Raw genomic sequence first — 16252 nt, forward strand, 5'->3', positions numbered from 1 at the left:
TCCTCGTCCTCATGTGGGAAAACAGATGCTATTCTCCTTTTCCATTATACCCTTCGCCTCCGAACCCCCCGATCGCGAGCGCAGAATTAACACGACCGCAACAGCGCATGGAACCAGAAGGGCGACGTGGGCGGCGAGAAAAAGAACAAAGGCAGCCCAAGGCTGCCTTTGTTCGCACAAGGTCGATCTGGGTCTATTCGGGAAGCTCGCTGGCTTTGTTGTCGCCGGACTGGAGCTTGCCGATGCCCTCGTCGTACTTCGACTTGATGTCCTGGATGCGCTGGTCGTACGTGGAGTAGTCGAACGGCTGCTCCTCGGTGGCGCTGTCGATTTCCGTGTACAGGTCGATGTAGGAGTTGAGCGCGTCCTTGAGGTCGGTCGTGCCGTCGACGTATTCCTTCTGGATGTCCTTGAGGGCGTCGGGGACGTTGATGTTGTTCAGGTCGTCGATGGCCTTGAACGCGTTATCGGCTTGCGTGCGCATGCCCACCACGTCGCCGCGCGACACCGCGTCGGTGAAGCTTTCCAGGCGCGTCTTCAAGTCGTCCATTACTTGGTTGACCTGGGTCATGTATTGACGGTTCTCGGATTGCTGCTGCGTGGCCGCCGTATCCTGCTGCGCGCATCCGCCCAAGGCCGCCACCATCAAAACGCCCGCGAACATGGCGACGAGCACCTTGGCGAATCTCGTATGTTTCATGTCGTACCTGCTCTCTTGCATCGAATCATCGTTGGACTATCGTAGCGGTTCGCCCCGCTGCGCGCCGCGCATGCGGGGCGATCGTATCAGAACGGTTTCCGAGCCTGCAAATCTAGCTTGTCGTTCCTCCGCCCGTATTGGGTTTCCCATCCGGCGTTGGCGTCGGGGTCGGCTCGGGATCCGGTTTCGGTTCGGGCTTCGGCTCGGGTTCGGGCTTCGGATCGGGCGCGGGCGCGGGATCGGGATCGGGCGTCGGAGTCGGAGCGGGCGCGGGATCGTCCTTCTTCTTGTCGTCGGACTTGTCCGTGTCCTCCTTGTCCTTCTCCCCGTCCTTGTCCTCATCTTTGCTCTTGTCGGACGAGTTCGACGAGTACCCGCCGATATGGTACGTCGAGTCGGAGAAGGTCTTGTACGCCGGATCGGACGCGTTGGGGAACTGCTCGACCTGCTGCCCGTCGAGCACGACGTTCATGAAGCTGCTGAACACGTCGTCGGCGCCCACGCTCGGAGGAATCGGCTCGACGTTGTTCGGGTCGCCCAACCAGATAGCCGTGGACAGTTGCGGGGTGATGCCGCAGAAGGTGATGTCCATGTACGAAGTGGAGGTACCCGTTTTCGCCGCGACGGGCTGCCCGTTCGCCAAGGCCGCCTTCGTGCCCGTACCGTCGGCGGAGTTGACGACGGTCTTCATGACCTCGGTGGCAGCGTGGGCGACCTCAGGAGAGATGACCTGCTCGCGGTGCGTCTTCGAAAGCGAGGTGTCGGGCGTGGTGTTGTCAACGACCACCTCGCCCTTCGAGTTCGTAATGGTGAGAATGGGCGTGGGGTCGATGCGCACGCCCCCGTTCGCGATGATCGCGTAGGCGCTGGCCATGTCGAGCATCGTCACGTTCGATTGGCCGAGCGTCAGCGAAGGGTTCGGCTCCAGCGTGGAGTTGATGCCCATCTTCTTGGCCGTATCGATAACCTTGTCGATGCCGACCGCCATCTCGAGCCGCACGAAGCCCGTATTCGACGACTTCGCGAACGCGCGCTGGATGCTGATAGTGCCGTAGTTGTTGTTGTTGATGTTCTGCAGCGCGTTCGATCCGGTGTATCCCGTGTTGGGGATGTTCGACGGCGACGAGCAGTCGACCATCGTCTGCGGACTGATGCCCGCCTCGAGCGCCGCAATGAGCGTGAACACCTTGAACGAGGAGCCGCAGGGACGGCCGGGGTTCGCGACGCCGCGCTCGCCGGTGGCCAGGTTGAGCTTGTTGTTCTCCCAATCGTCGCCGCCGACCATCGCCTTGATGTAGCCGGTCTCGGGCTCGATGGACACGAGCGCGCCTTGGATCGCGGGATCGAGGTTGTCGCGCTTCTCCCTCACGGCGGCCTCGGCGGCTTCCTGCGTGTTCACGTCGAGCGTCGTCTGGATGGTGAGGCCGCCCTTGAAGATCTCGTCCTCGGAGTAGCGGTAGTCGCCGTCCTCGTCCATGAGCAGGTCGCGCACGTAGCTTGCGAAGTAGGGGTATTTCTCCAGGCCGTCCACCGTCGTCTCAGTGGGGTTGAGCACGATCTCCTCGGCCTGGGCCGCGTCGTGCTCCTCCTGCGTGATGTAGCCGTTCGTCAGCATGCGGTCGAGCACGAGGTTGCGGCGCGCGAGGCAGTTGTCCTTGTTGTCGATGGGATTGTTGTACGTCGGCGACTGGGGGATGCCGATGAGCGTGGCCGCTTCGACCAGCGTCAGCTCGCTCGCGTCCTTCGAGAAGTAACGCTGCGAGGCGGCCTGGATGCCGTAGGCGCCCGAGCCGTAGTTGATGGTGTTGAGGTACATGAGCAGAATCTCGTCTTTGGAGTACTGCTCCTCCATCTTGACGGACAGGTACATCTCGCGCACCTTGCGCTTGAACGAGATGTCGGTCATCTCGTCGGCGAGGATGGTGTTGCGCACGTACTGCTGCGTGATGGTTGACGCGCCTTCCTTGCCCGAGCCGGTGAGGTTGACGTACACCGCGCGGGCGATGCCGGCGAGGTCGAACCCGCCGTGCTCGTAGAAGCGCTCGTCCTCGGTGGCCACCGTGCCTTCCAGCACGTAGTCGCTGATCTCGTCGAGCTCGACCGGATCGCGGTACTCCACCTGGAAGCGCGCGAGCTGCGTGCCGTCGCTCGCCAGAACGACGGACGGCAGCGATGAATTGAGCTGGGAGGCGTCGGACACATCGTAGTCCTCGAGATCGCCGATCCACGACGAGCCAAGGGCGTAGATGCCCGAACAGCCTGCAACGATCACGGCGAGAATCACCGTGAACACCATGAGAAAGCCGATGGACGGATGCTTTTTTTTGATCCCCGGCCGATTCTTTATCGAACGTGAAGCCACGTGTCACCTCCAAAAAACTTCGCCCATTGTACCATCGGGTCTTTACCACCCGTGAAACAACACAAGTTTGTTGGAAAAAGGTCATAACGAGAAATGCCCGGTCGGAGGCTCAAAAAGCGGTTGAGAATGAGACAAAGGGACGGGGATAATGTCTCATTCCCAGAAGAATCGCCGCTCTCGGTCACGTTGCAGAATGAGACATTATCCCCGTCCCTTTGTCTCATTCATATCGGCCGCGAGCGCGTCCTTGGCAAGCGCCAGCTGCGCGCGCACCGCGGCGTGGCCCGTGCCGCCCTCGGTGGTACGGGCGGCCACGATGCTCGTCACGTCGAGCGACGCGGTGATGTCCTCTTCGAACAGGTCGCTCTCGGCCTTGAAATCGGCCAGCGACAAATCGTCGAGGTCGCAGCCGCGCTGCTCGCACACGAGCACGAGATGCCCCACCACTTCGTGAGCGCGCCTGAACGGCATCCCCTTCTTGGCCAGGTAGTCGGCCACGTCGGTGGCCGCCAGATAGCCCTTCTTCGCTTGCACCATCATGGCCTCGGGCACCACGCGCATCGTCTCGATCATGCCGGCGGCGCACACGAGGCAGTCCTCGAGCGTCTTGGCCGCGTCGATGGCACCCTCCTTGTCCTCCTGGAGGTCCTTGTTGTACGCCAACGGCAGCGCCTTCATGGTGACCAGCAGCGCCACGAGGTCGCCCACCACGCGGCCCGTCTTGCCGCGGATGAGCTCGGCGAAGTCGGGGTTCTTCTTCTGCGGCATGATGGACGAGCCCGTGGAGAACGCGTCGGACAGCTCGATGAACGCGAACTCGGAGCTGGACCACAGCACGATCTCCTCGCACAGACGCGACAGGTGCATGCAGGACACGCTGCACGCGTACGACAGGTCGAGCAGGAAGTCGCGGTCGGACACGGCGTCGAGCGAGTTCGGGATGACGGTGGAGAAGCCGAGCTCCGCCGCCGTCATCTGCCGATCGAGCGGATACGTCGTGCCCGCGAGCGCCGCCGAGCCGAGCGGGCTCGCGTCGGCCGCCGTGCGTGCGGCAGCCAGGCGCTCGAAGTCGCGCGTGAGCATCCACACGTAGGCCAGCAGGTGATGCGAGAACAGCACCGGCTGAGCGTGCTGCATATGGGTGTAGCCGGGCAGGATGACGTCGAAATGCGCCTCGGCCTGCGCGATGAGCGCGCTGCGCAGGGCCACGTTCGCCGCCATGAGGTCGCTGCAACGCTGCTTGGCGAACAGGCGCGTGTCGGTGGCCACCTGGTCGTTGCGGCTCCGCCCCGTGTGCAGGCGCGCTCCCGCATCGCCGATGTCGGCTATGAGCGCCCGCTCCACGGACATGTGGATGTCCTCGTCGTTGATGTCGAACGCGAAGTCGCCCGCTTCGATGCGCGCCTTCACGCGATCGAGCCCGTCGACGATGGCCGCGGCGTCGGCGGGAGCTATGACCCCCGCCTTCGCCAGCATGCGCGCATGCGCCTGCGACCCGGCGATGTCCTGCGCGTACAGCGCCTTGTCGACCGGCAGCGACGCGCCGAACCGCTGGGTGAACTCGCTCACGTTCTCGGTGAACCTGCCCGACCACAAAGCCATGCTCTCCCCCTACGCCTTCTCGGACGCGCCCTGCAGGGCCGCTTCCGCTTCTTCGACCACGGCGGCGTTCTCCGCCTCGACCACCTGCTTCCACACCGGCGTCACGTCCTCGTACTTGCCCTTCGTCAGCGGGCCGACCTTCTTCTGTGCGTCGAACAGCTCGGCCGGAGCGCCCTCCTGACGGCGATTCGCCGCCCACGTCTTCGCCGACAGCGTTTGCAGCTGGATGAAGCCCTTCGCCGCCGTGTGGTCGAACGCGTCGTCCTTGTCGTAGGTGGCCAGCGCGTAATCGTACAGCGAGTAGGCGCTCTTCCGCCCCACAACCGTGCAGGAGCCCTTGTAGAACTTGAGCTTCACCGTGCCTGCCAGGCAGCGCTGCGTGGAGGCGAGGAACGCGTCGAGGGCCTCCTTGAGGGGTGAGAACCACTGGCCGTTGTACACGCACTTGGCCCACTCCTGCTCCATGCCCAGCTTGAAGTGCAGCACCTCGCGCTCGAGCACGAGGTCCTCGAGCGCCTTGTGCGCCTGGATGAGCGACAGCGCGCCCGGCACCTCGTAGCACTCGCGGCTCTTCACGCCCACGAGCCGGTTCTCCACCATGTCGATGCGGCCGTAGCCGTGCGCGCCGGCGATCTCGTTGAGCGCGTAGATGATGCCGAGGAAGCTCTTCTGATTGCCGTCGATGGCGTAGGGCAGCCCGCGCGCGAACTCGAGCTCCACGTACTGCGGTTCGTCGGGCGCCTCGGTGGGATCGACCGTCATCGTGTAGATGTCCGCCGGCGGCTCCATCCAGGGATCCTCGAGGATGCCGCACTCGATGGCCCGGCCCCACAGGTTGTCGTCGATGGAGTACGGCGACTTCTTCGTGGCCGGCACGTCGATGCCGTGCGCGATGGCCCAGTCGATCTCCTCGGGGCGGGTGTGCAGGTCCCATTCGCGCACCGGGGCGATAATCTCGATGTCCGGATCGAGCATGAGGATGCTCGCCTCGAAGCGCACCTGGTCGTTGCCCTTGCCCGTGCAGCCGTGCGCGATGTACTTCGCGCCGAACTTGTGCGCGGCGTCGACGAGATGCTTGGAGATCAGCGGCCGGGACAGCGCGGACACGAGCGGGTACTTGTTCTCGTACATGGCGTTGGCCGCCAGCGCCTTGGACAGGTAGTCCTGGGCGAACACGTCGCGCATGTCCACGACCAGGCATTCCACGGCGCCGGTCTTCAACGCCTTCTGCTTGATCTTCTCGAGGCCCTCGTGCTCCTGTCCCACGTCGCCCACCACGGCGATGACGTCGAGGTTCTTCTCTTCCTGGAGCCATTTGATGCACACGGAGGTGTCCAGACCGCCCGAATACGCGAGCACGGCTTTTTCTTTTTGCTGTTCCATTGCAAGGGTCCTTCCCTGGATTTCGATACGAGGATGCCCGGTCATGATGCGCGTATGCGCACCACGGCTTTTCGTGGGTACAGGCGAGCGAGCCGGGCGGCTCGGACGCTGTTGCTTGTACTAAGCGTGGGGGTGAGTGCAGGGAGAAAAGCTTCCCTGCCAAGAAATATAGTCGACGACTAGCGTCGTCGCAGTCGGTCGATGGCGCGCTCAACTTCGACGGCAGCCTCAGGGCTCTCCGCCGCGATCATGATCGTGTTGTCGCCAGCCACCGTGCCCAATGCACCGCGCAGGCTGGCCTTATCGAGCGCAGCGGAGACACCGGCGGCTCCGCCGGAGAACGTCTTCACTACGACCATGTTGCCTGCCACGTGCACCTCTTCAACCAATTCGGAAACCATGCGTTGGAGCCGCATTTCCTCGGGGAGGACGTAATAACCCTCGCGGGACTTCACCAGGCCCATGTCCATGATGTCGCGGGAGATCGTGGCCTGAGTGCACTCGTACCCAGCGGCTTGCAGCTGATGAGCGAGATCGCGCTGCGTCTTGACATTATGTTCGCGAATGATGTCGCGAATGATGTCGTGCCGTTGTTGACGTTTCCTCATGCCCTCGATACTCTCTGTTCCCGTCCGAGAACGATCACATACGGTTCCGATCACAAGCACCTTCGCGCGGTATGCAGAATTGCGCAAGACCCGGCGAAAATATGCATTAAATAGTACCCTATCCGTGAGCGTTCCGACCCCAGAATTTCAAAAAGTGCAGAAAGATTCTCGGCGAAACGCCCCCACTGCGCGCTCGGTGGAGCTAGCCTGCCGCGCTCAGCAGCGCCCTCAGCTTGCCCACCAAGACGTCGACGTCGGCCTCCGCGCACACGAGCGGCGGCAGGAAGCGCAGCGTGCGCGGACCCGTGTAGTTGAGCAGCAGGCCCACGTCGAGCCCGGCCAACACCACGTCGGGAGCGCTCGCGTCCTCGGCGAGGTCCACGGCCACCATAAGCCCGAGGCCGCGCACCTCCTCCACCTGGGGCAGCGTCGCCAACTGCGCCCGCAGGTACGCGCCCACGCGCTCGGCGTTCTCGGCCAGGTTCTCGGCGGCGAGCGCTTTCACGGTGGCCTCGGCGGCTGCGACGGCAAGGCAGCTGCCGCCGAACGTGGAGCCGTGGTCGCCGGCATCGAAGGAGGCGGCCACCTGCGCGCGAGCCGCGCACATGCCCATGGGGAAGCCCGAAGCGATGCCCTTGGCGATGGTCACCACGTCGGGCGTGACGCCGAAGTGCTGGAACCCGAAGGGGTACGTGCCGCAACGGTACATGCCGCACTGGATCTCGTCGCACATGAAGAGCGCGCCCCGTTCGGCGGTGAGGCGGCGCACCGCCGCCAAGAACTCGGGAGTGCACGGATGCACGCCGCTCTCGCCCTGGACGCACTCCACCATGACGGCGCAGATGGCGTCGCCCTGGCTGGCGAACAGCGCCTCGAGCGCCTCGACGTCGTTGAGGGGCGTGCGGATGAAACCGTCGGGCAGGGGCTGGAACGCCTCCTGCTTGGCGGGCTGCGCCGTGGCGGCCAGCGTGGCCAGCGTGCGGCCGTGGAAGCTGGCGTCGAGCGTGACGATGACGCGCGGCGCGTTCAGCGAGGCGGCGCGCACGGCCTCCTCGTCGGCGCCGGCGGCCTCGGCCGCGGCCATCGCGCGCTTCTTGGCGTGCAGGCGCGCCAGCTTGAAGGCGCACTCGTTCGCCTCGGCGCCCGAGTTGGAGAAGAAGCTCCGCCACGGCACGCGCTCGCCCTCGGGAACGCGTTCGTTCAGCAGATCGGACACGAGCTTCGCCACCTCGCCGCGGTGCTCGATGTAGTAGTAGTTGCTCACGTGGACGAGCGTGCGCGCCTGCTCCTCGAGGGCCGACACGAGCGCCGGATGGCAATGGCCCAGGCTCACCGCGCCCACGCCCGAGACGAAGTCGAGGTACGTGCGCCCCTCCGCGTCCTCCACCTCCGTGCCGCGCCCGCGCACAAGCTCCACCGGCTTGCGGGCGTAGGTTCCCATGACGTATTCGGATTCGAGCTGACGTTCCTCGTTGAAGCCCATAGCGGTCCCTCTTTCGTTTCCTTAGAAGCCCTTGGTGTTCGGCGTGGCGCCCGCGGCGTGCTGGCGGTTCTCCAGCAGCTTGGAGGCGAAGTTGCCCAGCGGATGCGTGTCGAACGTGCACGACTCCTCAGTCGAGTGCATCGTGGTGCCCACGCCGGTGCTGGTCAGAAGCTCGAGCAGCAGCGAGTGCGGCGTGATGCCGTTGATGATGTGCGCGCGGAACACGCCCGAGTCGAGCGCGTGGATGCACGACTTCAGCTTGGGGATCATGCCCGTGGACACGATGTTGTTCTCCACCATGTACTGCGCTTCGAACAGCGTGAGGTTCGAGATGAGCGAGTCCTTGTTCTCGAAGTTCTCGTACAGGCCGTCCACGTCGGTGAGGAACACCACCTTGTGCGCGCCGATGGCGGCCGCGATATGGCCCGCCACCATGTCCGCGTTCACGTTGTAGAACCCGCCGTCCTCGCCGAGGGCCACCGAGGCGATGACGGGGATGTAGTCGCCGGCCACGAGATCGTCGATGAGCGGGCTGTTGATGCGCGTGATGCGCCCCACGCGTCCCAAGTCGGGGCTGGCCTGCTCGGCCACGATGACGCCCGCGTCGGCGCCGCTCACGCCCACGGCGAAGTTGCCGTGCTCGTTGAGCGCCTCGACGAGCTCCTGGTTCACCTTGCCCATGAGCACGGTGCGCACGAGGTCCATGGCCTCGGGCGTGGTGACGCGCTGGCCGTCCTTGAACTCCACGGGCAGCTTCACGAAGTCCATCGCCTCGGTGATGGCCTTGCCGCCTCCGTGCACGATGACGGGGTTCACGCCGACGATCTTCAGCAGCACGATGTCGTTCATCACGTCGGCGCGCAGCTGCGCGTCGACCATGGCCGAGCCGCCGTACTTGATGACGACGGTCTTGCCGGTGATGTTCTTGATCCAGGGAAGCGCCTCGACGAGCACTTCCGCCGCTTTGTGCGATACGCCTTTCGGGCGCGTGTCCTTCGCGTACTTCATGAGCGATAGTCTCCGTTGATCGTGATGTATTCGTGCGTGAAGTCGCACGTCCAAACCGTGGTTTCAGCCTCGCCCGCGCCGAGGTCGACGTCGATGACGATCTCGGGCTGCTCGAAGCGGCGCAGCGCCTCGTCCTCGTCGAACGCTTGCGCGAGCCCGCCTCGGCACACGGGCAGGCCCATGATGTCGATGGACGCGTCTTCCTGCCTGAACGACGCTCCCGACTTGCCGATGGCCATGGCGATGCGGCCCCAGTTCGCGTCGTGGCCGCAGATGGCCGTCTTCACGAGCGGCGAGTTCGCCACGGCGCGGGCCGCGAGGTCGGCGTCCGCGTCGTCGGCCGCGCCGGTCAGGTGCACGGTGACGAGGCGCGAGGCCCCTTCCCCGTCGGCCGCCATCATGCGCGCGAGCGTCTCGCAGACGCTCGTCAGCGCGGCCTCGAAGCGGGCGAAGGCCGGCCCGTCCGGATCGAACGCGCCCGCGCCCGCCGGCGCCGCGTCACCGCTGGCGAAGAGGAAGCAGGAGTCGTTCGTGGACGTGTCGGAATCCACCGTCACCTTGTTGAAGCTGCAACCCACGGCGCGCACGAGAGCCTCGTGCAGCGCGTTCGGAGCAACCGGCGCGTCGGTGGTGAGGACGGAGATCATCGTGGCCATGCTCGGCATGATCATGCCCGAGCCCTTGGCCATGCCGCCCACCGTGAACGTGCAGCCGTCGTAGCCGATGCCGTCGCCCGAAAACGTGACGGCGGCCTCCTTCGGGCACGTGTCGGTGGTCATGATGGCGCGCGCCGCATCGGCGCCGCCGTCGGCCGACAGCAGCGACACCGCCGCCGGCAGGCCGGTTCCGAAGGGGGCGAGGGGCAGCTGCACCCCGATGACGCCCGTCGATGCGACGAGCACCTCGGATGCGGGGCAGCCCACCGCGTCTCCTGCGATGCGCGCCGTCTCGCGCGCGGCCTCGAGCCCGGGCTCTCCCGTGGCAGCGTTCGCGTTGCCCGAGTTCACCACCACGGCGCGCGCGGTGCCGTAGCCTACGCCCTCGAGATGCTCGCGCGACACGGTGACGGGCGCCGAGCAGAACACGTTCTGGGTGAACACGGCCGCGCACGCGCACGGCTCGTCGGCGACCACGAGCGCGAGGTCGCGGCGCTCGGGATCCTTGCGGAAACCCGCGTGCACGCCGGCAGCGCGGAACCCGCGCGCCGCCGTCACGCCGCCACGGGCGGGATGCATTGCAGCGATCTGTTGGTCGGTCATAGCGGCTTCTTTCTCGTTGCGGGCGGATGCGGCCTTCTACACCGGGACGGAGATCGGCTCGAGCCCGCGGGTCTGAGGCAGGCCCAGCACCGCGTTCGCGCACTGCACGGCCTGGCTGGCCGCGCCTTTGCCCAGGTTGTCGATCGCGCCCACGGCCACGAGCATGCGGGCCGTCGCGTTGACGGCGAGGCCCACGTGCGCGTAGTTCGTGCCCACAACCGACGACGTCTTCGGCATGGTGCCGGACGGCAGCACGTGCACGAACGGGTCGCCCTCGTAGAACCGCCGGTACAGCTCGACGATCCCCCCCGCGTCGGCGGGCGCTTCGGGCGCGAGCGGCAGGTTCACGGTGGACAGCAGGCCGCGATTGAGCGGCGCGAGGTGCGGGGTGAACACGAGGCGTCCCTCGAGGCCGAGGATCTGCTCGATCTCGGGCGTATGGCGGTGGGTGGCCACGCCGTACGCCTCGAGGTTCTCGTCGGCGAAGCAGAAATGCGTGCGCGCCGAGGCCTTCTTGCCGGCGCCCGTGACGCCCGAGATGGCGTCGACGACCACGGCGGCGTCGGATCGCACGAGCCCGGCGCGGACGGCCGGCGCCGCGGCGAGCGAGGTTGCCGTAGGATAGCAGCCGGCGCAGGCGACGAGCACGCCCTCGCCCGCCGCGCGGGCGGCCGCGACGCGTTCGAGGTCGTCGGGAAACAGCTCGGGCAGGCCGAAGGCGGCGCGTTCGAGCAGGCCCGTGGCCGTGTGCGGCGTGGCGTACCAACGCTCGTAGACGGCGGGGTCCTTCAGGCGGAAGTCGGCCGACAGATCGACGACCGTCGCGCCGCGCGCGACGAGCTTCGGCGCCATCGCGAGCGCTGCGGTGTGCGGCACGGCGAGGAACACGAGGTCGCACGCATCGAGCGCAGGATCGTCGTGCGTGGCGAAGGCCAGGTCGGTGGCTCCGATGAAGCCGGGGTACTCCGCGGCCACGGGCGTGCCAGCCAGCTCGTTGGAGGTGACCACCTTGAGATCGAGGTCGGGATGGCGCAACGCGAGCCTGGTCAGCTCGATGCCGGCGAAGCCGGCCGCTCCAACGATGCCTGTCGTGATCGCCATGTCGATCCCCTTCGTACCTGCCGTCCGCCGTGCGGACGCGACGTTCAAGCCGTTGCGTCGCCTCCGATTTGTGCGTATGCACAAAACTGAGGCGCTTTGAGTGCTGCAACCCATCCTATGAAAGAACGGCGCGTTTGACAAGATTAGAGTGCAAATTGGCGGGTCGCTCGGGCGCATCGTCGCCTGAAAAACACGGAAACGGGCCCCTAAGCGTTTTTTTCAGGCGACGATGCGCCCACGGCAAGGGCGGCAGCACGCCCGCTCATCGTGGGGCTGGCGCCGAGGGGGATCCTTCGACTCGCTTCGCTTGCTCGGGATGACAGCGGAAGCCTTCGGCGCGGCACGGTGAGCGGCCCCGCCGCTCAGGACGCCAAGGCGTGCTTGTTGGGGGTGTGGCAGTACGTGCACACGGTTTTCTCCAGCACGCGCACGGCCTCTTCGTCGGTGAGGGTGAGTGCGGCCTCCAGCTCGTCGAGCTTCGCCGCCACCTCGCTGTAGCTGATCTCCTGGCCGGTGGAGATGAGGATGGAATGGTTGTCCGTGGGCAGCGTGCTCTCCTCGTCCATGAGCAGCTCCTCGTACATCTTCTCGCCCTCGCGCAGGCCCGTGAATACGATTTTGACGTCGACGTCGGGCGTGAGGCCCTGCAGCTGGATGAGGCCCTTCGCCAAGTCGACGATCTTCACGGGCTCGCCCATGTCGAGGATGAAGATCTCGCCGCCCTTCGCCATGCCGCCCGCCTGGATGACGAGGCGCGACGCCTCGGGGATGGTCATGAAGAAGCGCTCGATGTCGGGATGCGTGACGGTGATGGGGCCGCCTGCGGCGATCTGGCGCTGGAACACGGGGATCACGCTGCCGTTGGAACCCAGCACGTTGCCGAAGCGAACCGCCGAGAAGATGGTCTTCGACGTGCGCGCGTAGTACTGCATGACCATCTCGCCCATGCGCTTCGTGGCGCCCATGACGCTGGTGGGGTTCACGGCCTTGTCGGTGGAGATGAAGATGAAGCGCGCGGCCCCGTAGGCGTCGGCGGCGCGCACGGCGTTGAGCGTGCCGAACACGTTGTTGTGGAGCGCCTCGCGCGGGCACTGCTCCATGAGGGGCACGTGCTTGTGGGCGGCCGCATGGAACACGGCGCCCGGCAGGTACTTCGCGAACACCTCGTTGATGCGCGCCTCGTCGCAGACGTTGCCGATCTCTATGACGAGGTCGATGTCGTCGTACTCGGCCAGCAGCTCGTTGCGCAGCATGTAGGCGTCGTTCTCGTACATGTCGAAGATGACGATGCGCGCGGGCGCCACCTTGCACAGCTGGCGGCACAGCTCGCTGCCGATGGAGCCGCCACCGCCCGTGACCAGCACGGTCTCGCCGGCGATGTAGCCCGACACGGCGCGCGTGTTGAGGATGATCTCCTCGCGGCCCAACAGGTCGGCCACGTCGACGTCGCGCAGGCGCACGTCGCCGATCTCGTCGAGCGACAGCTCGCGCACGTTGGGCAGGGTGCGCAGCTTGCAGTCGGTCTTCGTGCACTCGCCGTAGATGCGCTTGCGCTCCTCGGGCGTGGACGACGGGATGGCCACGACGATCTGGTCGATGTTGTAGCGGTCCACGAGCTCGACGATGTCGTTCGTGGTGCCGGCCACCTTCACGCCGTGGATGCGCGAGCCGCACTTCGCAGGATCGTCGTCGGTGGCCACGATGGGGATGCCCGGCATGAGCGGGTCCTTGGAGGCCATGCGGCCGATGGCCAGCGAGCCCGTCTCCCCCGCGCCCACCACGAGCGTGCGCGGGCGGTCGCACGCGCGCTGCGTGGACGCCAGCACGCGCTTCTTCTGGCGCATGACGCGGAACACGAGGCGGATGCCGCCCATGAAGAATATGAGCATGAAGCACGAGACGAAGAACACGCGGATGGGAAGCCTCACGTCGATGATCCACAGGAACACGGCGCCCACCAGGGTGGACAGCACGACGGCCAGCACGATCTGGATGGCCTCGTCGACGCTGGCGTACTCCCAGAGGTTGTTGTACAGGTGGAACAGGCCGAGCACGGCCACGTTGATGAGCGCGAGGATGCCCAGCATGAAGTAGATCTCGTTGTTGACGAACACCTCACCCTCGACATCGGTGAGCAGCGATGCAAGCCAGTATGCGGCGTACGTCGCGACGATGTCGAGCAGCAGCAGGATCGCTGTGCGTTTTGTGATATGAGCGTCCAAAATCGGGCCTCGTCTTCGAATAGGGCAGCGAAACGATATGGATTTGCCGACATGTCGACATGCTCGGCGACCAAAGCGGTATTGTATACAAAGTAACGCACGATTGCACAGGACACGCGAAGTTCAGGAGCTTGCTACATGAATAAAACAGCCGCAACCGGGCAGGCGCAGCCCGCACGCGAAAGCAACATCAACGCCATCGTCAGCTACTTCGAGAGCGGCATCAAGCCTTACGGAGGCCCGGGCGAACTGGGCATCGAGCTGGAGCAGATCATCGTGCACGACGACCTGAGCCCCGTCTCCTACAGCGGAGAGCACGGCGTTGCGTGGGTGCTGCGCCAGCTCGAGGCCGACTACCCGCGCACCACCACCGACGAGCACGGCGACCTCTTGGGCGTCGCCCGTCAAAGCGAGGCCGTCACCATCGAGCCCGCGGCGCAGATCGAGCTGTCCGCAGGCCCGTTCGCCGACCTCGCCTGCGCGCGCGACGCGTTCGACGGGTTCGTGCAGCGCCTTGCCTCCATCCTCGAACCCGTGGGCGAGAAGGCGCTGCCGGTAGGCTACCATCCCACGGCCACGGCGCGCTCGCTCGAGCTCATCCCGAAGCGCCGGTACCAGTTCATGAACCTCTACCTGGGCGAACGCGACGCATACGGCCCCTGCATGATGCGCGGCAGCGCGTCGACGCAGGTGTCCATCGACTACACGAGCACGGCCGACTGCCTGCGCAAGCTGCGGCTGGCGTTCGCCCTCGTGCCGATGCTCTCGCTCATGTGCGACAACACGCCTGTGTTCGAGGGCAAGCCGCGCAAGCATCAGCTGGTGCGCACGGACATCTGGCAGCACGTGGACAACGACCGCTGCGGCCTCGTCCCCGACGTGCTGGACCCTTCGTTCGACCTGCGCCGCTACGCGGAGTACATCCTCGACACCGTGGCCATCCTCATCCCCTGCCACAAGGAGCAGTGGTGCTACTCCGACCGCACGTTCGGCGACATCTACGCCACGCGCACGATGACGCGCGCCGAAGTGGAGCATGCGGTGTCCATGTTCTTCACGGACGTGCGCCTGAAGACCTACATCGAGATCCGGCCGGCCGACGCCATGCCCATCCCCTACGTCATCGCCTATGCGGCGCTCGTCAAGGGGCTGTTCTACGCTGCGGAAAGCCTCGATGCGCTCGACGAGCTGTTCGCCGACGTGCGGCGCGCCGACTACCTGGCCGCTCAGAGCGACCTCATGGCGCGCGGCTACGAGGCCGAGGTGTACGGCAAGCCGGTGGCCGAGCTGTGCGACCGCGTCGTCGAGATCGCGCGACGCGGGCTGGCCGACGACGAGCGAAGCTTTCTGGAGCCGCTCGCCGACCTCGTCGCGCGCCGCGTCACGCTGGCCGACCTCGCGGAGCGAGGCGAGCAAGCGTGAGCAACGAGAACCGCATGGTGAAGGTGGCCTATCGCGGCTACTTCGACGACGGCGCCACGTTCATCGAGCAGATCGAGCAGCCCATCGAGTTCCCCTGCGTGGAAGGATGGATGCCGCCGGTGTTCATCGAGACGGTGCGGGACATGGCGGTTGGCGAGACGCGCTGCGCGCACGTGGGCGCGAACGAGGCATGGGAAGAGCACACCGACGAACGCGTGATCCGGGTGGAGCGCGCGAAGATACCCGCAAGCGTCAAGCTCGTGGTGGGCGAGCTGGTCAACCTGGAGCAGCCCGACGGGCAGACGTTCCCCGCGCGCCTCGTCGAGCTCGACGACGAGCTTGCCGTGTTCGACATGAACGACGAGGCCATCGCCAAGGCGCTCAACTTCGAGATCACGCTGCTCGACGTGTACGACCTGCCGGATCGCTAGCCCGGTGCCGGCGGGCGCACGGCGCGGTGGCGCGGCGGGCGGGCGCGGGCGATGAGGGCACGCCCATGGCGCGGTGGCTCATAGGCAGCGCCCAATGATGCAAGCGGGCGGTGCAGCAGGGGTTACGGACTTATGGCGACTTGGAGCAAGTTTGCCGCGCGATCCGGAAAGCCCGAGACCCTCGGGTAGACTGTGGGGCATTGCATTCTCTCGAAAGGAGCTCTTCATGAGCAACGAAGGCAAGAAGGTCAAGGTCCACTACACGGGCACGCTCGATGATGGCTCGAAGTTCGACTCCTCGGTCGACCGCGGCGAGCCCATCGAGTTCACCTGCATGGCCGGCCAGATGATCCCCGGGTTCGACACGGCCGTGAAGGACATGGCCCAGGGCGACACGAAGAACGTGCACATCCCCGCCGCCGAGGCGTACGGCGAGCGCGACGAGGCCATGGTGCAGCAGGTTCCCGTCGACCAGATCCCGAACGGCGACCAGCTTCCCGTCGGTCAGACGGTGTACATGATGGGCCCGGGCGGCCAGCCCTTCCCCGTGTTCGTGCGCTCCATCGAGGACGGCATCGCAACGTTCGACATGAACCACGAGCTGGCGGGCAAGGACCTCAACTTCGAGATCACGCTCGTCGAGGTCGCCGACTAACGTCGACCGATCATCG

13 protein-coding genes are annotated in these 16252 nt (G+C 65.7%); 3 read left to right on the forward strand and 10 right to left on the reverse strand.

Going from position 1 to position 16252, the window contains the following annotated elements; genetic code table 11:
• Window positions 1-193: 193 nt before the first annotated feature.
• The 10 genes from C1A15_RS14575 to C1A15_RS14620 form a co-directional block, all read right to left on the reverse strand.
• Window positions 194-700 (reverse strand): hypothetical protein, encoded by a 507-nt coding sequence (locus tag C1A15_RS14575; RefSeq protein WP_101723808.1) that lies wholly within the window; start codon window positions 698-700, stop codon window positions 194-196.
• A gap of 112 nt (window positions 701-812) precedes the next feature.
• Complete coding sequence (locus C1A15_RS14580; RefSeq protein WP_101723235.1) at window positions 813-3062, reverse strand: transglycosylase domain-containing protein; 2250 nt, start codon at window positions 3060-3062, stop codon at window positions 813-815.
• A gap of 201 nt (window positions 3063-3263) precedes the next feature.
• Window positions 3264-4664: an argininosuccinate lyase gene (argH, locus tag C1A15_RS14585; protein ID WP_101723236.1), complete on the reverse strand. Its 1401-nt coding sequence runs from the start codon at window positions 4662-4664 to the stop codon at window positions 3264-3266.
• Window positions 4665-4673: 9 nt separating this feature from the next.
• Window positions 4674-6047: an argininosuccinate synthase gene (locus tag C1A15_RS14590; RefSeq protein ID WP_101723237.1), complete on the reverse strand. Its 1374-nt coding sequence runs from the start codon at window positions 6045-6047 to the stop codon at window positions 4674-4676.
• A 179-nt stretch (window positions 6048-6226) separates the two neighbouring features.
• Complete coding sequence (locus C1A15_RS14595) at window positions 6227-6655, reverse strand: arginine repressor (RefSeq protein ID WP_101723238.1); 429 nt, start codon at window positions 6653-6655, stop codon at window positions 6227-6229.
• A gap of 202 nt (window positions 6656-6857) precedes the next feature.
• Complete coding sequence (locus C1A15_RS14600; RefSeq protein ID WP_101723239.1) at window positions 6858-8138, reverse strand: aminotransferase class III-fold pyridoxal phosphate-dependent enzyme; 1281 nt, start codon at window positions 8136-8138, stop codon at window positions 6858-6860.
• Window positions 8139-8159: 21 nt separating this feature from the next.
• The gene (gene argB / locus C1A15_RS14605) at window positions 8160-9146 is read right to left on the reverse strand and encodes an acetylglutamate kinase (protein WP_101723240.1); all 987 of its coding nucleotides are present in this window, start codon (window positions 9144-9146) and stop codon (window positions 8160-8162) included.
• Entirely contained in the window at window positions 9143-10405 is a 1263-nt protein-coding gene (gene argJ / locus C1A15_RS14610) for a bifunctional glutamate N-acetyltransferase/amino-acid acetyltransferase ArgJ (protein WP_101723241.1), read from the reverse strand. Before argJ ends, argB begins: the two co-directional genes overlap by 4 nt.
• Window positions 10406-10441: 36 nt before the next feature.
• Complete coding sequence (gene argC, locus C1A15_RS14615) at window positions 10442-11506, reverse strand: N-acetyl-gamma-glutamyl-phosphate reductase (RefSeq protein ID WP_101723242.1); 1065 nt, start codon at window positions 11504-11506, stop codon at window positions 10442-10444.
• A 362-nt stretch (window positions 11507-11868) separates the two neighbouring features.
• Window positions 11869-13728 carry a polysaccharide biosynthesis protein gene (locus tag C1A15_RS14620; protein WP_101723243.1) on the reverse strand — a complete coding sequence of 620 codons (1860 nt, stop codon included), beginning with the start codon at window positions 13726-13728 and terminating at the stop codon, window positions 11869-11871.
• 138 nt (window positions 13729-13866) lie between these two features.
• On the opposite strand from C1A15_RS14620, the gene C1A15_RS14625 reads away from it, so the two are divergent.
• The 3 genes from C1A15_RS14625 (at window position 13867) to C1A15_RS14635 (ending at window position 16236) form a co-directional block, all read left to right on the forward strand.
• Complete coding sequence (locus tag C1A15_RS14625; RefSeq protein ID WP_101723244.1) at window positions 13867-15150, forward strand: glutamate-cysteine ligase family protein; 1284 nt, start codon at window positions 13867-13869, stop codon at window positions 15148-15150.
• Window positions 15147-15581 (forward strand): FKBP-type peptidyl-prolyl cis-trans isomerase, encoded by a 435-nt coding sequence (locus C1A15_RS14630; protein ID WP_101723245.1) that lies wholly within the window; start codon window positions 15147-15149, stop codon window positions 15579-15581. Before C1A15_RS14625 ends, C1A15_RS14630 begins: the two co-directional genes overlap by 4 nt.
• A 226-nt stretch (window positions 15582-15807) precedes the next feature.
• Window positions 15808-16236, forward strand: coding sequence for an FKBP-type peptidyl-prolyl cis-trans isomerase (locus C1A15_RS14635; protein WP_101723246.1), 429 nt, complete (start codon window positions 15808-15810; stop codon window positions 16234-16236).
• The last annotated feature ends 16 nt before the right edge of the window (window positions 16237-16252 follow it).

Origin of the sequence: Eggerthella timonensis, assembly GCF_900184265.1 — a bacterium.
Lineage (GTDB): Bacteria > Actinomycetota > Coriobacteriia > Coriobacteriales > Eggerthellaceae > Eggerthella > Eggerthella timonensis.

Bases quoted from the DNA above. Each gene is read 5' to 3' on its own strand.
- C1A15_RS14600 (WP_101723239.1), bottom strand. From the start codon at position 8,138: ATGGGCTTCAACGAGGAACGTCAGCTCGAATCCGAATACGTCATGGGA.
- C1A15_RS14595 (WP_101723238.1), bottom strand. From the start codon at position 6,655: ATGAGGAAACGTCAACAACGGCACGACATCATTCGCGACATCATTCGC.
- C1A15_RS14575 (WP_101723808.1), bottom strand. From the start codon at position 700: ATGAAACATACGAGATTCGCCAAGGTGCTCGTCGCCATGTTCGCGGGC.
- C1A15_RS14590 (WP_101723237.1), bottom strand. From the start codon at position 6,047: ATGGAACAGCAAAAAGAAAAAGCCGTGCTCGCGTATTCGGGCGGTCTG.
- argH (WP_101723236.1), bottom strand. From the start codon at position 4,664: ATGGCTTTGTGGTCGGGCAGGTTCACCGAGAACGTGAGCGAGTTCACC.
- C1A15_RS14625 (WP_101723244.1), top strand. From the start codon at position 13,867: ATGAATAAAACAGCCGCAACCGGGCAGGCGCAGCCCGCACGCGAAAGC.
- argC (WP_101723242.1), bottom strand. From the start codon at position 11,506: ATGGCGATCACGACAGGCATCGTTGGAGCGGCCGGCTTCGCCGGCATC.
- C1A15_RS14635 (WP_101723246.1), top strand. From the start codon at position 15,808: ATGAGCAACGAAGGCAAGAAGGTCAAGGTCCACTACACGGGCACGCTC.
- argJ (WP_101723241.1), bottom strand. From the start codon at position 10,405: ATGACCGACCAACAGATCGCTGCAATGCATCCCGCCCGTGGCGGCGTG.
- argB (WP_101723240.1), bottom strand. From the start codon at position 9,146: ATGAAGTACGCGAAGGACACGCGCCCGAAAGGCGTATCGCACAAAGCG.